This window comes from Dyadobacter sp. CY351, assembly GCF_021502625.1.
Taxonomy (GTDB): domain Bacteria; phylum Bacteroidota; class Bacteroidia; order Cytophagales; family Spirosomataceae; genus Dyadobacter; species Dyadobacter chenhuakuii.
Map to the genome: position 1 here is coordinate 155,960 of NZ_JAKFFU010000014.1, position 19,615 is coordinate 175,574.

Consider the following 19,615-nt stretch of genomic DNA (forward strand, 5'->3'; position numbering starts at 1 on the left):
CTGTTCCGTTTACATCTTGCATAAAAATTTGAATAGACATACAGAAGTGCTGAAAAAGTAAAAAAGTAAATCCCAAACCCCATCACTGTGCGTGTATTAAATGAATAAATTAAGAATCCGTACGCCTTTCTCTATCTCAGGTAAGTGGACAGCCTCACGATCACCAATGTTCCTGCCGCGTCGCCATTATCGTGCACCTTATCAACAAACTCGACCTCTGCATGATGTCCCTGCCTGTTAAGCACAGACAGACGGTCGCTGGAAATACCAAGCCCTTTGGACTCATGATACCTGTTTTTTTCGTTGATGGCCCTTAATTCAAAGGATCTTTTTCTGCCAATTCCATTATCATCGATTCTGCATTCGAAGATATCTTCATTGATCTTTCTGAATTCCACCAGCAGCTTCCGTTCCAGTTCGGAGTGCATTAGCCCATGCCAAAGGGCATTTTCCACATATGGCTGGACCAGCAGGGAAGGAATCATAATTCCTTCATCTTCAAGCTCTTCATCGAAACGGATTTCATACGAAAAGCTGTTTGAAAACCGCATTTCTTCCAGTTGGAGATAAAATTCCAGGATATCGCGCTCCTCGTCAATCGTTATCAAGCTTCTGCCGGAATTATTTAACAGATTGCGGAATAGCTTCGCAAATAGGTTCAGATACTTGCTGGCCTCTTTAAATTTCTCAGAAACTATGCATTCCTGAATGCTATTCAGGCAATTGAAAACAAAATGCGGGTTCATTTGTGCGCGCAAAGCCATTAGCTGGCTCTCCGCAAGTGCCTTACTGATTTCGAGCAGCTCTATTTCCTTTTCTTTGGCTGCGGCCTGAGCAATTGCCTCCGCAATTTTGCCCGAACATATAGATGTAATAATTGACATTGCTTTCAGATGCTCACTTTTGAAATAATTCTTCTTATAATGCTCCGAATCCACCACACCTATCACTTTTCCATCATGCAGAATAGGAACGGATAGCTCAGAAAACCGTCTTTGCTCGATCACTACATATCTTGGATCCCTGGAAGTATTCCTTATTACTAAGTGCTTACCTGTTTTCGCAACCGTCCCAATGATGCCTTTGCCAACCGGAATTTCCGTTCGGCTGTCCTGTTCAGACGTTTTCGGGCTATTGTAAGTATAAGCGGCTTTCTGCACAAGCACATTCCTTTTATGATCCATCAGATAAACCACGCAGTCTTGGAGATGTAAATGCAATACGCAATTGTAGGCAATGTCCCAGCAAATTTCTTTTACAGAATTTTCAGGGTAAACAGCATTGGCGAAGTAGTCAATGCTCGCATCCATTATGCGTTTCCGCTTTCTTTTCAGATATACATTATATATGTTGACCATCAGCGCGCAAAACAAGATTGCCACTGCTCCAAGGAACCACGATTCACGCCACCACGGAGGCTGAATGTTAATGGCTAATGTCTTTGAAATACTCATCCAAATACCCCGCTCATCCGTGCTTCTTACCTTAAACCTATACTTTCCCCAGGGCAGATTCTTATAAGAAGCTACTAAGGACCGACCCGAATGGATCCAGGTCTGATCGAAACCTTCGAGCATATAACTGTATCGCAATGTTGGTACATCGCGGTGCACCAGCGACGCAAATTGAAATGTGAGATAATCTTCATCGTGTGATAAGTCTAATTGTGGATTTCTCATGAAATCTTCTTTTTCCTTGCCAAAAATTTTCACGGACGTTATATGCGGCGGCTCCCTCACTTTCAAGGCGGCGAATTTGGATGGATCAAAGACTACAACATGATCAAGCATTGTAGCATAAATCCTTTTATTTGCCACAAACAAATCATTATAATAGTCTTGAAGATTCTGCCCAAGATCCACGTCTACCTTTGTAAGCGCCTTTGATTCCGGATTAAAGAAAAGAAGCCCTTCAATGCCCGAAACCCATATATTGTTCAGATGGTCAATGGCAATGTTATTCAGATTGTCATAGGGGAGCCCATTTCCTGTGTTTAAACTGTCGGTAACATTATAATTTTCATTTAGTTTAAGAACACCTCTCCCCCAAACCGCCATCCAGATGTTTCCCAGCTCATCCTCAACCATTTGGTTAACCATAAAACCATACGTCTTATTAAAATAAACTTCAAAAAACTGCTGCTTATATGTATCAAATTTCAAAATGCCGTATTTATTGGCAAATAGAATGTTCCCATTGCGCTGTATCAGAAAACTATAAGCGTTGGCCAGCGGAAACGCTCCAAAACGCTCACTTTTGCCGTCGAAGCGCGTGATGACCTCTTTCGAAGGGTTATATCTGTACAGGGCATCATCAAGGATTTGAAACCAGATATTACCGACCGGATCAGCAAAAATAAAATTTGAGGTCTTTGCTTTGAATTTGACTCCACCCGCAATCAATGGTTCCAACCTCTCGCTTCCAGGTCGCAGAAAATGTATTCCATCCAGGCCTGCAAACCACCAAACTCCTTTTGACTTAACTGACATAAAAAATTTGTTTTTAACCAGATCAGGACCATTATTGGAGATATACCGCTGATAATGTCTGGTTTTCATATTAAATCGGACAATCCCATCCTCTTTGGCGGCCATTATCGTACTCCCGTCAACCACTATTGAGTTTGCATGGGCAAAACCTGTGTGCAAAAAATACTTGAAGCTAGGCAATTGGTAAATCGCCTGAACCGGAGCATTGGCCTGAACTTTACTGATCCCATTTAATGTGCCGAGCCATACATTTCCTTCCGTGTCTTCGATAGCCGCCCAGAAGAATCCATACCCGATTGAATACTTACGGTTTTGGCTATACGGAATCTTCCTGATAGGCTCGCCGGATTCTTTTACGTAAGCTGCAAATGCCCAGGTCGAAATCCAGACACGACCTTTTTTATCTATGAAAATTCTATTGCATCCTTCATAAATTCGCTCGCCGTCCAACTCAGAATACGAAATGACCTTATTGGTTTTATGACTCCAAAAATTCAGGGATTTTGTTTTGTTGCTTCCATACCAAAGGTTGGATTCTGCATCAACTCCAATCGCAAAAACATCGGCTGCATCGAAAATGGGTACATTGTTTGGGTTATTTAATTTATGATAAATCGTTTTCTTTCTGAGATCAATAAAAAAAGTTTCCGGGCCACTCATCCAAAACCCGCCCCTGCCATGATCCCAGACAAGTGTCGCAAGGTCGTATCTCACACTTTGCAGAATCCGCGCATCCGACACCTGACTTTCCAGCTTTGCAAGGTTCCCATTGATGTATATATAAATTCCTGATTGCGTCAAAAACCATAGGCGGGAAAAGCCGTCGAGATAAATATTATAGATATCTATTGAGCTCAATTGCTCAAAACGCGGATCACTTACATATGCGCCTTCCTTCCGATTGAAGATCTTGATGCCCTGTGTTGTTCCGATAATCAATTCATCCTGGCCCAGCAGCTGGATAGCATTGATATATAAATCTTTCAACCCATTCTCATTTCCATATTGCCTTATGGCCGCCCCATCGAATCGATTCAATCCCTTTATCGTCCCTATCCAAAGAAACCCATCGCTATCCTTATAAAGGCTCCTGATCACCTTGCTGCTCAACCCATCATTCGTACGCAAATTTTGAAAGATGAACTGGCCACTGACCAACCCAGGTAAAAGACATAAAAACAGGCAGATCTTATATAGCATTTCAGTCCCTAAATCAGAATAAAACCTAAGTTCATTTTTTTCTCGGGAAAACTATTTTCCGTTTATTAAACGGTTAGGATAAGTTCTTTAAAGGACATGTTCTCACAGCAAATCGCTCTTTTCAGCTCAAATTGCCACTTCACCAAAATTCCAAACATTGAATAATTCTAATTCACTGTCTTTGTAATTGCTGCTACCGACTTAAATGTAATCCTACAAGATAACTCAAACAATATCAACCCTTAACGCCCGACCAAGAAGCAAAAAGCGTAAAAATTACCGTTAATTCACCCATTCCCGCCCAACAATCAACGCATTTCAGATTCTCCAATTCCATCCCACAATTTTAAGCCTCGATTCGAATCACAGGATTCAGACTTAACATTTTTATCACTTTAACCATCACTCCATATATGACAATAAGCATATGAAAACAATCCAACTCCCGACGCTCGCCCCAAAAGAACGGCCCCGCGTCAAACAGATCACAACGCCTAACATTTCCCTCCCTATTAATTGACAACATGACAAGAAAAAACTTTTCCAGGCCACAAACCTGACACACTAAACAGGATGACTATGAAACGAATAATTTTTTACACACTAATATTTTTGACTGCATGCATTGCAGGTGTGCATGCGCAACAATTTCCAAGTACAAGAGGCGGAACTGTTTGCGCCTCTTGTGCAGGCGGATATGACATAATAACTGGAAACCCTTCTTTGTCTAACATATTTGCATTAGCGGGAGAACCGCAATTGTCATGGCAGGGACAATTAGGGACTCAAAAGCTCCCCATACCATATGGTGATTTTATAGACAGCTACACCATTTTAACTCTTGAGAATAGCACTATAAGCCAGTCGAAAGTACAAAAAATAATTAGCGGTTTTCAACCTGGTAAAACATATACGATTCGCTATAAAGTTCTATCATCGAGGACCGCAAATTCGGGTTATGGAAAGTCTGCAACCATGACGATTACTACAACAGGTGAGTTCCCATTTGTAACTACGGTTGGATCTCGCACCACCACTTTTGGGTCTAATACCAATGTCTGGATTAGTGAAGCCTTCACTTTTACTGCCTCTGCTACCGAATTAGTCTTCCATTTAACAGGAGGCACCAGTGCCTCAGGTGTCAATAATAACTTAGGTTATGTAAACTTTGACATTATCGATTTTCCACTTGATTGCATATTACCAACTAACCAAGTGCAGTTATCACAAACAGTTCTTACCACCCCGTTTCCTTGTGGAAAAGTAAACTTAAATTCAGTAGTCACGAGCACAACTCCCGAGGGAGGCAAGTTAGTGTGGCAGTATGGGACGTCTTTCCCAAAAGGTTATGCCTCTCATTTGACCGATGCTAATTCAGAGGCCGCTGGTGTTGCTGCTAACGAGTACATGGCATTTTACTACAGTGAAGTTAACCAATGTTACAATACAAATTCTTCCACAGCTGGTGTACAAGTAAAACATGTCCCGACCCAAGTTTCACTCAAACGCAATATCCTCTCCAACGCTTGCCCATCTAATACCGTCAGTTTAGAGTCGGTCTCAAATACGCCAGTTAGTCAGGCAATCGGCATTAAATGGTTCAACAATGCCAGTCATCAGGGTGCCGAGCTTGATCCAAAATCAATTACTTCCTCGGGAACGTACTACGCTTTTTTGTATGACTTGGTAAATGGGTGTTTTTCTACGGATTTATCGACTGCGAAGGTGAATGTGACAATATCTTCCTGTGAATCTTGTGGTCAAATAAATGATGCTGTCATACTAAGCAAGGACAATACTGGCAACACTTGTCCCGTGCAAACGGTCGATCTCAACAGCTTCGTCCTTAATGGCGCTCCACAAGGAACTACACTTGTTTGGTTTACTGGTTTACACCATAGCGGCACCAAAGTTGTTGATCCAACAAAAGTTGCTGTGTCCGGCACTTATTATGCATATTTCTATAACGCTGCAAATGATTGCTACAGTGCAGACGATGGTGGTAATAACATTACAGTGACAATCACAAATTGCCCTCCCACAAAAGTTAATCTCAATCTAAAAGTCTTCCTCCAAGGTGCAACAACGCAGGAAAACGGCGTCGCAACGATGAGGAATGATTTGCAGAAATTTCCAACTAGCGTTTCAACTTACGGGTTGCTTCCTACCCAGGATCCTTACGGCGGAGGGGAAGTGTTTGCGGATATTAATAGCACTCTTTCTGAAAACAAAATTGTCGACTGGGTAAAAGTAGAGATTCGTAGCATGCAAAATCCAGCCGTAATTCTTGAATCTAAAAGTCTTCTGCTTAGACCGGATGGAAGTGTAGTGGATAAAGATGGCTTTGCTCCGAAGTTCAATCCGCAGTTTGGAGGTGTTCGGATTGCTGTCAAGCATAGGAATCACCTTGGTGTGTTGGGCCTTGGAATAGTGTCCTTCAATGCTGGAACTATCAATTATGACTTTTCTGCAGACTTGTCAAAAGCCTACCAAGTCGTGCCCAAGCCACAAATGATTTTGAAAAATGGAGTTTGGTGTATGATTGCTGGAGACGCAAACTCTGACCTTCTCGTTGATTCGGGAGATGTTCCATCCTTTAATAGCGCCTTTAAAGCAAGTTTAAGTAAGACTTATCATCTGACGGACCTGAATATGGATGGCGTGTTGGATAGTGCAGATGTAACAATTTTTAATAACAATTTCAAGGCGGGCTACTATTCAAGCATAACTAAATACATAGCTAATTAAACAACCTATAACTATAATAATATGAATTTGACTTTTAAAAGATCATCGTTACTGTTTGCACTAATCCTTTTTGCAAACATGCTCAGGGCTCAAACAATTAATCTTCAATTCCAAAATACTTCCTTGTCCCCTGATGGCTTAACTTACAAGTTTGATTTATGGGCATTTCAAGGCCAGGGATACAACACTGCAAACCCGGATGAGAGCAATTGGCAGGGGATGAATGTTCGTGCGGACATTAATGTACCCGCTGGCGTTGTCATTACGACTGCGTCAATTGCAAGGAATTTCACTTACACTTCCGTAGGCGCAGTGTCTTTCCCAGCACCAGGTGATGTCGTAGTGGATAAAAATAGCTTCAGCATTAACCTTTTGCGAGATGAAGATCAAAGCGATATCCCAGCAGGGACTGGATGCATGCTGGGAACGGTTACAATAAATTTCTCCGGCGCAGTGCCTGCTTCAAATACAATTACAGTTCGTCCTTTTGACATCACTGAATTGCAGGGCGCATATACTTCATTCTGGGCTAATCTGAATGATTCTGTGATTAGAAGAATTTTCCAAACGTTCCCAGTCGATCAAAGCCTTCCGGTTAACCTTACTTCATTTGACTCAGAAAAGGAAGGTTCAGCAGTTAATTTGACATGGGCCACAACAGCAGAGACTAATAGTGATCGCTTTGATGTTCAGCGCAGTTCGAATGGCAAGGAGTGGCGCACTATTCAAAGTATAAAAGCAAAGGGAGAAAGCAGTTCCAAAATTGAGTATTCAGCTATTGATACAGACCCATTTGAGGGCGATAATCTGTATCGTCTGCATATGATAGATAAAGATGGGACCAGCGCTTACAGCCGTATCCGTACTGTAAAGTTTGAAGGAGTTGCGACTTTCATGTACCCTAATCCTGTCTCAGAAGAACTTACGATTAAAGCAGCAGATTGGAACAAGATTACGAAGGTGGAGATCCTGGGCTCAAATGGTAAAGCTGTTTACCAATCTACTGGAAAGCCATCGCCAAATGTAAAAATTAGAAACTTGTCGAATGGAGTCTATCTGGTGCGTTTGACTAATACAAACGGATCTGAAACAACTCATAAAATAGTGGTAAATAATTAGTCAAGGAGACTAATATTTACACTGGTCAGACTCGATTAATAATAACGAAACGAGTCTGGCCTTTCATGAAGTTCTCGAAAATGATTAGCGATACCACACTTGTAAACTAGATTATCATGTTGAAGCGAATCCTTATATTTTGCATGGTCGTTGTTGCTACGTCATCCTGTGAGAAGGATAAAGAGAAACCTTGTGTTGCCCCAGTTTTCGGAAAAAATATCATCGGGACCTGGACAGGTAACTTTGAACTGACACCTAAAATTAAAGCCGGTCTTACATTTTCTGAAAACGGTCAGTTTGAGGATACAGGTGGTTTGCTCTTTGGCAATAAGAACGAGTCCCCGTTAACCTGGACCGTCAAAGGAGATTCTCTCAAAATCACAGGAAAGTTCAAGGATAAAGGAATCAAAAATTATTCTTTCTCAGCATTGACCAACACCTGCGACTCCATTGTGCTGGATGTTGAAGGGATTGACAAGATATTTCTGAAACGGAAATAAGACTAATGCAGGTGTTTCATTAGGTGTGTTGAAGTAAAAGGAGGCGCTGATATCGGCGTCTCTTTTCTTGTTTTATTGCACTTCTCTCATTACAAACCGCATTTTTCGGCTGGTAACAATAAATTAATTGTAAAATACTGTTATTCAGCAGAAAAAGTCCGTACATTTGCACCCTATTTGACAAAAAATCAGTCAAACTAAAAGCAAAACGGTTCACTGCCGGTTTTAAGCCGCCGAAAGGACAACCGTAAACAATTGATCTATAAAACAATGCAAGCCATTCGTAACATCGCAATCATTGCGCACGTTGACCACGGTAAAACTACATTGGTTGACAAAATCATTCACGCTTCAAAGTTATTTCGCGATAACCAGGAGTTTGATGACCTAATCCTTGATAATAATGATCTTGAAAGGGAGCGTGGTATCACCATCACTTCTAAGAACGTATCGGTGCGTTACAAAGACGTAAAAATCAATGTAATTGATACACCAGGTCACGCAGACTTTGGTGGTGAAGTGGAACGCGTACTTAAAATGTCTGATGGCGTTTTGTTGCTTGTTGATGCATTCGAAGGCCCTATGCCACAAACACGTTTCGTACTAGGCAAGGCAATCGGCCTTGGCTTGAAACCAATCGTGGTTGTAAATAAAGTAGATAAAGAAAACTGCCGCCCGGAAGAAGTTCAGGAAAATGTATTCGACCTGATGTTCAACCTTGGCGCTACCGAAGATCAGCTTGATTTCGTTACCGTTTACGGTTCTTCGAAACAAGGATGGATGGGCCCGGATTGGAAAACACCAACGGATAACATTACATTCCTGCTGGATACCATTATCGAATCAATCCCTGCACCGGTTATTGACGAAGGAAATGCACAAATGCAAATCACTTCTCTTGACTATAACGCATTCGTAGGCCGTATCGCGATCGGTCGTGTGAAACGTGGTGTGCTGAAAGAAGGCGCTAACATGATGCTTTGCAAAGCTGACGGCGTTTTCAAAAAAGTGAAAATTAAAGAATTGCAGATATTTGAAGGACTGGGTCGTGTGAAGGTTTCCGAAGTTACGGCTGGTGATATCTGCGCAGTGACTGGAATCGAAGATTTTGAAATTGGCGATACACTTGCTGATGCTGAAAATCCAGAACCACTTCCACGTATCGCTGTGGATGAGCCTACGATGAATATGCTCTTCACCATCAACAATTCTCCATTCTTCGGTAAGGAAGGTAAGTTTGTAACATCACGTCACCTTCGTGACCGTCTGATGAAAGAAACTGAGAAAAACCTTGCATTGCGAGTTGAAGCAACTGATACAGAAGATAAATTCCTTGTTTTCGGACGTGGTATCCTTCACTTGTCTGTATTGATCGAAACAATGCGTCGTGAAGGTTATGAATTGCAACTAGGTCAGCCTCAGGTTCTTTTTAAAGAAGACGAAAAGGGCGAGCGCCTTGAACCAATCGAAACATTGGTTGTGGACGTGCCGGAAGCAACTGCTGGAAAAGTGATCGAATTGGCAACACAGCGTAAAGGTGAGTTGTTGATCATGGAACCAAAAGGAGATTTGCAACACCTTGAATTCGAGATTCCTTCAAGAGGTTTGATCGGACTGCGTTCTAACGTTTTGACTGCAACACAAGGTGAAGCGGTTATGACACACCGTTTCAAAGAATTCGGAACATTCCGTGGACCGATTCCAGGACGTATCAGTGGTTCTATTATTTCGAAAAACACAGGACCTGCAACAGGATATACCATTGATAAATTGCAGGATCGCGGACGTTTCTTCGTTGAGCCGGGTGATGAAATCTACGGTGGCCAGGTAATTGGCGAGCACAACCGTCCGAATGACATTGTTGTGAATTTACAGGAAGCTAAGAAATTGACAAACATGCGTGCATCAGGAACAGATGATGGTTTGAGGATCGCTCCAAAAATCAACTTCTCTCTTGAAGAATCGATGGAATATATCCAGAAAGATGAATATCTGGAAGTTACGCCACAGAGCATGCGTATGCGTAAAATATATCTGGAAGAAAACGATCGTAAACGTAATTCCGGAAAAATGGAAATGGCGTAATAGCCATTTAGCATTATACTGAAAGGAGGCATAAATTTTATGCCTCCTTTTTTATTTTTTACGAATTCAGATTTCGGAGAAACCCTTGCAGGAAATTTGGGATAATCCGAGAAACCAAGGCCATAATTTTAAGGATCGCATTGCGCATAAAACATTCTACTTATTTGCATTTTTTATACTATTTCAAGATTAATTGGTTTTTTATTTTTATAAAATATAATCAATTATGTTTGTATTGACTAAGACAAAATTTTCATTAACATACTTAATATCAATACTTTAAATAATTAAAAATGTCATATATAGAACCGGCTCCAATTAAGGACAAAGAAAATCCATTGGAATCAATGATGCAGCGGTTTGATAAGGCCGTTGATCTTTTGGGAATCTCAGAGGAGATGTACCATATTTTGAAAGTACCACGCAAGCAAGTCATTGTAGGACTGCCTGTTATGATGGACTCAGGACAAATTAAAACCTTTGAAGGTTACCGTGTTATACATTCGACAATCCTCGGCCCCAGCAAAGGCGGCATCCGCTTTGATCCGGATGTAAACCTGGATGAAGTGCGTGCGCTGGCTGCGTGGATGACCTGGAAATGTGCGGTGGTGGATATTCCTTATGGTGGCGCCAAAGGAGGCGTTGCTTGTAACCCGCGCGAAATGTCAGCGGGAGAAATCGAACGTTTGATGCGTGCTTATACAACTGCGCTTTTGGACGTTTTGGGGCCGGATCAGGATATTCCTGCGCCGGATATGGGAACTGGCCCGCGAGAAATGGCATGGCTTATGGATGAATATTCCAAATCAAAAGGCATGACGATCCCGGCCGTAGTTACGGGCAAACCTTTGGTACTGGGCGGCTCTCTGGGCCGTACAGAGGCGACAGGACGCGGCGTAATGGTTTCGGCACTGGCCGGGATGGAGAAACTGCGCATTAACCCTTATCGCGCAACAGCTGTGGTTCAGGGCTTTGGTAATGTGGGTTCACATGCCGCTTTACTTTTACGCGAAAGAGGTGTTGCGATCCACGCGATCAGCGATATTTCCGGTGCTTATTATAATGATAAAGGGATCGACATCGCGGCAGCAGTGGCCTATCGGGATGCAAATAAGGGCTCCCTGGAAGGTTTTTCGGGAGCAGAGCCTATCCCCGGCGACGATTTGCTGACATTGCCCGTTGACGTGCTCGTGCCTGCTGCAAAAGAGGATGTTATAACAAGAAAAAATGTCGCCGGAATTCAGGCGAAAATGATCGTAGAGGGTGCAAATGGCCCTACTTCGTTCAAAGCAGACGACATTATTAATGAAAAAGGAATCATGGTTGTGCCGGACATTCTGGCCAATGCTGGCGGCGTAACGGTTTCCTATTTCGAATGGGTGCAAAACCGCATCGGTTATAAATGGACGCTGGAACGCATTAACCGCCGGACAGACCGGATCATGCAGGATTCGTTCGATAAGGTGTACGAAACGTCATTGAAATACAAAGTGTCGCTGCGGATCGCTGCCTACATTGTTGCCATTGACAAAGTGAGCAGCACTTATAAATTCCGCGGAGGATTTTAATTTTAGTCCATCTGACAAAAGGCAGTTTTCTTCACAGAGAACTGCCTTTTTGCATTTTAATCCGCTTGGTAACATTAAGGAAATATTATTAAACCACAAGCCCACCTATGCAATAGAGTTTTCTTGCAAACAGAATGTTAACTTTAAGGTCGAAACTAAGACGGCGAACGACTGAATGCCAACGCTTTTTACACCAAGATCATGTCTCTAAGTCCCCGCTTTATTGCTTTTATACTGGCATTCCTGATTTCCCTGATTACCACTTCTTTTCTGGCTTTCGTGGAAGGAGTTTCGAGGGGAATGATGTTCGTTTCGGCTATATCGGCCTTTATTTCCTCGTTTTTTCTGGTTTTGTATGCCGTTGACATTCTGGTTTTCCGGGAAGTGAACAAAATGTACAGGACAATTCACAAGCTTAAAATGAAGGATTTCAACCTCGCTCCAAGGAAGAAACTCATCACGGAATCCAATCCGCTCAAAACCATAAACGATGAGATTTTTGTTTATGTAACCAAAAAACAAAAGGAGATCGATGAGCTGAAAAAGCTGGAATTGTTTCGCCGGGAATTTCTCGCAGATGTTTCCCATGAGTTCAAAACACCGATTTTCGCTGCACAGGGCTTTATCCACACATTGCTCGACGGCGCGATGGATGATGAGAATGTGAGAGAGCGGTTTCTGATCAAAGCTGCAAAAAACCTGGACAGCCTGGATGTGCTTGTGAAAGATCTGCTGGTGCTTTCACAAATGGAAACGGGCGATATTAAGATGAACATTGCGCCTATCGACATTCGGTTGCTGGCGCTGAACATTTTCAGCAGGCTCGAAAATATCGCGAAAGATAAAGATGTGACATTCAAGGTAAAGCCCGATGAGCTGGCCGAAGTATGGGTGCTGGCGGATGCGGACCGCATGGAGCAGGTGATGCTGAACCTGATCGAGAATGCTGTGAAATATGGCAATGAAGGCGGAAAAGTTATCGTGCATTTCAGTGAGGGGAAAAAATTTGTAGAGATTGCCGTCCGGGATAACGGCCCCGGAATTCCGCACGAGCATTTGAACCGCATTTTTGAGCGCTTTTATAGAATTGACAAGAGTCGCAGCAAAGAAATCGGCGGAACAGGGCTCGGTTTGGCAATTGTAAAGCACATCCTGAATGCGCATGACACCAAAATTGCAGTCATGTCCAAACCCGAGAAAGGAACCACTTTTTCATTTAAGCTCGAAAAGGCATACATTAGTCCCGCCTCTGAAAGCATTCCGGAAGCGGTTGCTACACAAGCGAATCCTTAATATATTTTTAACTTATAAACGATTACCCATGTTTGTTCACAACGTATTTTTTTGGCTGAAAGAAAAAGATAACGAGGAAGCAAGGCAGGCACTTCTTGCCGGCATTAAATCCCTGGAAGCCATTGAATCTATCGACTCCGTATTTATTGGCCCTCCTGCCGCTACGCGCCGCCCCGTGATTGACGCGACTTACGACTTCGCTGAAATCCTGGTTTTTGCTGATGAGGCAGCGCATGACGTATATCAGGTTCATCCTTTGCATAAGAAATTCGTAGACGAATGCGCGCATCTTTGGGAGCGTGTACTGATCTATGACGTGGAAGCATAATTGCAAATGTTTGTTAACAAGTTATCCACACCGACCCTGTGGATAACTTGTTAACAAACTTATAAATTCTGCATTTACAGCGCCTTACCTGCCATTTAGGTTATCCATATCATGTGGATAACTGTTTCAAAGCTTCCCTTTACTTCTCTGCGAGGTCACTTACAGGCACTAATAAATGGTGAAAATCGTTTTATAAATAGTACAAAACGACTTAAAGCCATGAGATCAAATAGAATGGTGCTGTCTGTTATCGTGACGATCATTGCAGCAATAAGCATATCTTCCTGTACATACAGGTCACACGGGCCAGGTTATGGTTATGACTACGGATACGGACCCAGCTATGGTTACCGTTATCACAGAGTGCCACCTCCGCCACCAAGAGTTGTGGTTGTGAAACCGCATCCTCAGCACCGGAAAGTAATTCGCGCCGATCGTTATAATTCCAGCCGTTATAGCAACAAGGCTTACAAACGCCAATACAATAATGGCAATCATTACGGGCAGCGAAACAGAACGCGCGGGCCGAGATAATTTTGAAATAAAGCATTGAAAAGCAGTACGATTAAGATCATTTCTTAGTCGGACTGCTTTTTTATACCTTTGGTTTCATGGATCTATTTAACAGACTGGAAGTCTATGCCCGGCAGTTTCCGGACAAGCTTGCTTATGGATTTGTGGAGAAAGAGGGTGGCTTGTCTGAAACGCTTAGCTATGCAACATTACTGGAAGCGGTGAGGGCGGCTTCCGGCCAGCTGGCTGACATTTGCCAGCCGCGCGCCCGGGTTATCATCCTGTTGCCTGCCGAAGCGGCATTTATTAAAGTGTTCCTCGGTTCATTGCACGCCGGCCTCATTGCGGTGCCATGCCCCATTGGTTATTCCGAACCGGCTATTCAAAGGATTTTAAACATTATAAAAGACTGCGAAGCTTCGCTCATCATTACCAATCAAAAGTCCCTTAAAATGCTTTCTCAAAGGCAAACGGAGGCTTCCAGGACATTAAGAGCACTGGACATTCAGTGGTTTTTTACAGATGAGCTTAGTAATGATGACTCTAAACAAACGGCGAAGCAAGTTTCCGCTCCCGATGAAACTGCCTATCTCCAATATACGTCGGGTTCAACAGGTCATCCCAAAGGCGTTATGGTTAGCCATGCCAATCTTACCGCCAACTTAAATGCGATCAACAATTGTTTTGGCCGAACGGCTGCGGACACTTCCGTAACCTGGCTCCCGCATTATCACGACATGGGCCTGGTGGACGGACTGCTTTCCCCTGTTTTCACAGGCGGCACCGGGCTGATCATCTCTCCTATTTTATTCATTACCAAACCGTTATTGCTGCTCGAAACCATTTCCCGACATCAGGCAGCGGTTTGTGGCGGGCCCGGGTTTGGACTCGATCACTGTGTGGCCCGTATAAAGCCCGAACAGCTGGAAACATTGAATCTCAGTTCTTTGCGTGTATTATATGTGGGTGCAGAACCCGTGCGCATTACCAGCCTGGAAAAGTTTGCTGAAACGATGCAAGTAACTGGTTTCAAGAGAGAAAGCCTGGTTCCAGCCTATGGGTTAGCAGAGGCAACGCTGGCTGTAAGCCTGCACTTGCATGGCACGCCAATGATTTTCCGGCCCATATCGGAGACGAACGCTAAAATGGTGGTGGCTTGCGGCCCGCCCGTTGAGTTTACCAATGTTACTATTGTCGAACCGGAGCTGAATTCAATTCAGAAAGACGGAGAGATAGGAGAAATTTGGGTGCGTAATGAAGGCGTTGCGCTGGGTTACTGGGAAAATCCGGCTGCCACCAATATGACTTTTAAATCATTTACGGCGTGTGGAAAAGGTCCGTTTCTGCGGACCGGCGACTTGGGCTTTTTGTCTGACGGACAGCTTTTTATCACAGGCAGAAAGAAGGAGCTGATCATTATTCGCGGGACAAACTATTATCCGCAGGACATTGAAGAAGTGGTGGGTGCCTGCCATGAGCACATTCACCCGCATGGAACCGCGGCATTTTCTATTGAAACCGAACAAGGTGAAGAACTGATGATCGTGAGCGAGGTTAGAAACAATGCTCAAAATGAAGATGATACGGATGAAATTAAAACAAATATTGCCAATAGCGTAGGTCTGGCGTTTGGTTTGGTGCCCCATAAAATTGTGCTCGCAGCGGTCGGGAAATTGCCAAAAACGTCCAGCGGGAAAATTCAACGATTAAAAGCACGGGAAGTTTTTAATACAAATTAGGCTTTCTTTTATCACCACTTAATCATTTAAGCCGCTTTTTTCCACTAAAAACGGATAAAATCCCTATTTTCACCGCATTAAAATCTTACTAACGCTCCCTTAAACCGCACCATGGATAAGACTTATACCGAAATCTCCGGCTGGATCATTGAGCGTATAGCGCATCATGCAGAGCTCAATCCTGAAAAGGTTACCACAGACACAGACATTGTCAACTTCCGCCTCGATTCGCTTTTAATGGTTAACATCACTTCTGAGCTCGAAGAATGGCTGGGAATGGAACTTAGCCCTTCTATTTTTTGGGAAATGGGCACCATTGCAGCCACGACCGAATGGATCCTGGAAAATCAGGAAGCCTGATTTATCGCCCCTACTGCCTCAATTCAACCTTTCATTTAACGTCTTGCATATGTCCGTAGCGGCTATCTGGTCATCTCAAAACAAAATCAGTCAAAATTACGCTGACCTGATCGATGATGTGCGAAAAACCAATCCCGTGCATTTGAATGTGTTTGGGGACTTGGTTGTGATGGATTACAAAAACGTTAAGAAGATCTTTGCCGACTCCGAAAACTTTCAAAACTTCGATTTTAAGGAACGCTTTAAAGTCGTTTCTGCCATTGCAAACAATGATCCTGCACTCCTGGAATTTGGCGAAAGCCTGCGCCACTGGCTGCTGTTCATGAATGGTGAAGCACATGCCGAACATCGGAAAATGGTTAACAAAAAGTTCTATGAGGCTAATTACGAGCACATTACCCTGGAAGCGATCCAGGAAGTGATAGGTGCATATCAGGATCAGGAAGAAGCGGACCTGGTAGAGATCACAAGGAAATTCAGCTTCCTCATTATCAGCAAGATCATTGGTTTAAGAAGTAGGGATTACGATTTTATCCAAAAGTTCTCATACGTCATTACCCTGATTTTTGAAAAAACACTAAATGTAAAAGACCTGCTGGAATGCGCGCATATGTCGAGGCAATTCCGTAGTTACCTTGGGGAGACGCTCTCCTGGCAGGAAAAAGAGCTGACTAACACCCTGTTACTGGAAATGCAGGAAATTATGGGCAGCACCCGGGTGAATGAACTGATCGGAACATGGGAATTTCTGGTCAATGCTGCTACGGAAACCACCACATTGCTGCTTACGAGAAGCATTGCCACATTGATTGAGCATAAGGACATCGCCATAGACTGGAATGCGCACGACGGCTGCGCAATCGCAGTTGAAGAGCTGATCCGCTATGTTAGCCCTGTAAACTGGATTCCGCGACAAGTGAAAGAGGATATGGAATTTGCAGGTTTACAGCTCAAAAAGGGAAAGACCGTGCTGCTAGGCATTGCCTCCGCCAACCGTGATCCTGACATTTTTCAAAATCCCGAAACGTTTATACCTACACGTAAACCCAATCCGCACATTGGGTTTGGATTTGGAATCCATCATTGCATGGGCGCCCGTCTCTCCCGGTTCGAGATGCAGAAATTCCTGCCCCGGTTCATGGCAGCATTCCCGAACATCCGCCTGCATCCCGACAAGCCTGGCGAATGGGATTCGAAAGTGTTTTTCAGAGGTCATAAGCATTTGCCTGTGCTTCTAAAATAAAGGTTAATGATCAAATTCACCGATTTCACATATTTCCTGCTCCTTTTCCTGATTGTTGCAGCTTACTATAACACGCCCCAGACCAAGAAATGGATCGTTCTGCTGATCCTGAGCGTGCTTTTTAATATGAGCTGGAGCGGCTATTATGTGTTTGTTTGGCTCGGGCTGACGGCGATCTGTTTTCTCGGAGGTCAATATTTGGGAAATGCGGCACATTCAAAAAAGAAGCGCAAAACGCTGCTGACCTTATTAATCGTCATCTGCCTGTTGCCGCTGCTGTTCTTCAAATATCTGATTCCCATCAACAATTCCTTTTCGCCGGTGGTTTTGAACTGGTTAGCGCCCATCGGGATATCCTATTATACATTTCTGATCATAGGCTATCTTACCGACGTGCAACGGAAATACATCAAACCTGAGCCGCATTTTGGCTATCTCGCACTCTATCTGGGATTTTTCCCGACTATGCTGGCCGGTCCGCTGGAGCGTGCCAGGCAGCTGATCCCGCAATTGAAAAATCCTGTCAGTTACGATCCTGAGAACATTAAGGCTGGGATTTTCTTTATTGTCTGGGGTTTGTTCAAAAAAATGGTTTTGGCTGCCAGGTTCGCAGATCACGTTAATCCCGTGTTCGACCAGCCAGAAAAATACACCGCAGTTTCTGTGACATTAGCCGTTCTCCTCTTCTCAATCCAGCTCTATTGCGACTTTTCAGGCTATTGCGACATTGCCACCGGGTCGGCCAGGTTACTTGGTATCCGGTTAAGCAAAAACTTTGCAAACCGCTATTATTTCACCCCTTCCCGCACCGAATCCTGGAACTCCTGGAACATTACGGTCACATCCTGGTTCCGCGATTATGTGTTTTTCAACATTAGCAAAGGCGTTACCAACAAGACAAGGCTCGAATTCAACCGCCTGCTCACTTTTGTGGTCACGGGATTATGGCATGGGCCGAGCTGGTCTTTTGTGATCTGGGGTTTTTTGCAATGGGCCTACATTAATTTTGAGATTAGGACAAAACGCTTTTGGGAGCGGTTTTATAGCGGTCTCGGTCTCCGGATTGGGTCAAATCCACATACTGTTTTACGCATTATCGTCCGTCTGCTCACGGGAACGCTCATTATGGGCTGGTTTCGGGCGGCGGAGCTGGACAGTGGTTTGCGGTTGTACAGTGCAATGTTCGGGTTTCAGTCGGGCGCACTTTCTATTTTCACTTCCGGCTTCGGCTTGACGCTTGCGTTGTTTTTAATTTTGGATTTTATAAATTATCAAATGGGTGAAAAAGAGGACATTGCTTCCTTTTTATTAAAAAGAAATCCGGTGCAGCGAAACCTTTCCTTCCTGGTTTTAGTCCAGCTGGTCCTCATTTTCGGGCAAATTACCGTTGCTAATTTTTACTACATTCAATTCTGAAAACCAACCATTTATGTACTCCCGAACACACAATGGTTAAAAAAATACTGCTCTGGATCGCGCTGTTTCTTGGCTTTAAAATAGCCGTTGTCCTGATTATTGGTCTGCTGCCGGTAGACCCGCGCCGTGACATTGCAACACGGGAAAAGCTTCGGCAGGCATTCGCTCCTAACGCTATTTTTATCGGAACCAGCCGCACGCTTTACGGAATCAATCCTTTGATTTTTGATTCGCTGAATGCTGGACAAACGCGCAGTTATAACATGGGATTATTCAGCCTTTCCATAGCCAATTCGCTTAACATTGCACGTCATATCATTGAAAATGACCCTAAAACCCAGACCATATTTATAGAACTAAGCGCACTCGATTACAGCACCATACATATGACGCCGGATCGGGTTTTTAACGATGTCTATTTCAGAATGCGTGCAGACGAAGCAACTGTTAATCCTGATGATCACGGTAAATGGAGCGATTTCCTGAGCGACTTTAATACAACCCTTTTCCAGACATTCTCCATTGCGCCGCAAATTGCAACATTCAAAAAATGGATCAACCCGGTAAATGATCCCATTGAAGGACCGCCAAATCTGGAAATAAACGGCTTTCAGGATGTAAATCTGACAATTCCAGGTTTGAATACAATGGTCGTCAACAATCGTTTTTATACTAGAAAACTCACGGCTCCATCTCATCACCCCACTCCGAATGCATATTTTCTTACCGCAATAAATGAAGTGATAACACTAGGCAAAGCGTATCGCAAACGGGTCATTTTTTACATGCCCAATAATGTTACAAAGGGCGAATATGAGCTGCTGGCGCAGGTTACGCCCTACATCTCGCAGGCAAATTTCATTTCCTTACCAAAAGATCCAACTTTGGAAGCTATCTTCAAACCCGGGAATTTGTTTGATTCACATCATCTCAATGCAAAAGGATCAGGCATTTACACGCGCTATTTGTACGAGCAATTCTCTAAAAAACCCGCCAATTTCTAATTGATTTTCA

14 protein-coding genes are annotated in these 19,615 nt (G+C 43.5%); 13 read left to right on the forward strand and 1 reads right to left on the reverse strand.

Annotation, left to right across the window (positions count from 1 at the left end; all coding sequences use genetic code 11):
• Positions 1-131 precede the first annotated feature (131 nt).
• Entirely contained in the window at positions 132-3,617 is a 3,486-nt protein-coding gene (locus tag L0660_RS23570) for a histidine kinase (protein ID WP_235161586.1), read from the reverse strand.
• 651 nt (positions 3,618-4,268) lie between these two features.
• On the opposite strand from L0660_RS23570, the gene L0660_RS23575 reads away from it, so the two are divergent.
• The 13 genes from L0660_RS23575 to L0660_RS23635 all read left to right on the forward strand — a co-directional run bounded on the left by L0660_RS23575 (position 4,269) and on the right by L0660_RS23635 (position 19,605).
• On the forward strand, positions 4,269-6,437 hold the full coding sequence (locus L0660_RS23575) for a hypothetical protein (RefSeq protein WP_235161587.1): 2,169 nt from the start codon (positions 4,269-4,271) through the stop codon (positions 6,435-6,437).
• A 21-nt stretch (positions 6,438-6,458) separates the two neighbouring features.
• Positions 6,459-7,556, forward strand: a complete 1,098-nt coding sequence (locus L0660_RS23580) for a T9SS type A sorting domain-containing protein (protein ID WP_235161588.1) — start codon at positions 6,459-6,461, stop codon at positions 7,554-7,556.
• 116 nt (positions 7,557-7,672) lie between these two features.
• On the forward strand, positions 7,673-8,056 hold the full coding sequence (locus L0660_RS23585; protein WP_235161589.1) for a hypothetical protein: 384 nt from the start codon (positions 7,673-7,675) through the stop codon (positions 8,054-8,056).
• Positions 8,057-8,326: 270 nt separating this feature from the next.
• Positions 8,327-10,141 (forward strand): translational GTPase TypA, encoded by a 1,815-nt coding sequence (gene typA / locus L0660_RS23590; protein ID WP_026631849.1) that lies wholly within the window; start codon positions 8,327-8,329, stop codon positions 10,139-10,141.
• A 293-nt stretch (positions 10,142-10,434) separates the two neighbouring features.
• Complete coding sequence (locus tag L0660_RS23595) at positions 10,435-11,709, forward strand: Glu/Leu/Phe/Val dehydrogenase (RefSeq protein ID WP_026631848.1); 1,275 nt, start codon at positions 10,435-10,437, stop codon at positions 11,707-11,709.
• A 201-nt stretch (positions 11,710-11,910) separates the two neighbouring features.
• A complete protein-coding gene (locus L0660_RS23600; RefSeq protein WP_235161590.1) occupies positions 11,911-13,002 on the forward strand; it encodes a cell wall metabolism sensor histidine kinase WalK in 1,092 nt (363 codons plus the stop codon).
• Positions 13,003-13,030: 28 nt separating this feature from the next.
• Complete coding sequence (locus tag L0660_RS23605; protein ID WP_026631846.1) at positions 13,031-13,330, forward strand: Dabb family protein; 300 nt, start codon at positions 13,031-13,033, stop codon at positions 13,328-13,330.
• Between the two features lie 219 nt (positions 13,331-13,549).
• Complete coding sequence (locus L0660_RS23610; RefSeq protein ID WP_233798943.1) at positions 13,550-13,864, forward strand: hypothetical protein; 315 nt, start codon at positions 13,550-13,552, stop codon at positions 13,862-13,864.
• Positions 13,865-13,941: 77 nt separating this feature from the next.
• Positions 13,942-15,582, forward strand: a complete 1,641-nt coding sequence (locus tag L0660_RS23615) for a fatty acyl-AMP ligase (protein WP_235161591.1) — start codon at positions 13,942-13,944, stop codon at positions 15,580-15,582.
• A gap of 111 nt (positions 15,583-15,693) precedes the next feature.
• The gene (locus L0660_RS23620) at positions 15,694-15,942 is read left to right on the forward strand and encodes an acyl carrier protein (protein WP_235161592.1); all 249 of its coding nucleotides are present in this window, start codon (positions 15,694-15,696) and stop codon (positions 15,940-15,942) included.
• A 49-nt stretch (positions 15,943-15,991) separates the two neighbouring features.
• A complete protein-coding gene (locus L0660_RS23625) occupies positions 15,992-17,185 on the forward strand; it encodes a cytochrome P450 (protein WP_235161593.1) in 1,194 nt (397 codons plus the stop codon).
• 6 nt (positions 17,186-17,191) lie between these two features.
• The gene (locus L0660_RS23630; protein ID WP_235161594.1) at positions 17,192-18,601 is read left to right on the forward strand and encodes an MBOAT family protein; all 1,410 of its coding nucleotides are present in this window, start codon (positions 17,192-17,194) and stop codon (positions 18,599-18,601) included.
• A gap of 32 nt (positions 18,602-18,633) precedes the next feature.
• A complete protein-coding gene (locus L0660_RS23635) occupies positions 18,634-19,605 on the forward strand; it encodes a hypothetical protein (protein ID WP_235161595.1) in 972 nt (323 codons plus the stop codon).
• Positions 19,606-19,615: the final 10 nt, after the last annotated feature.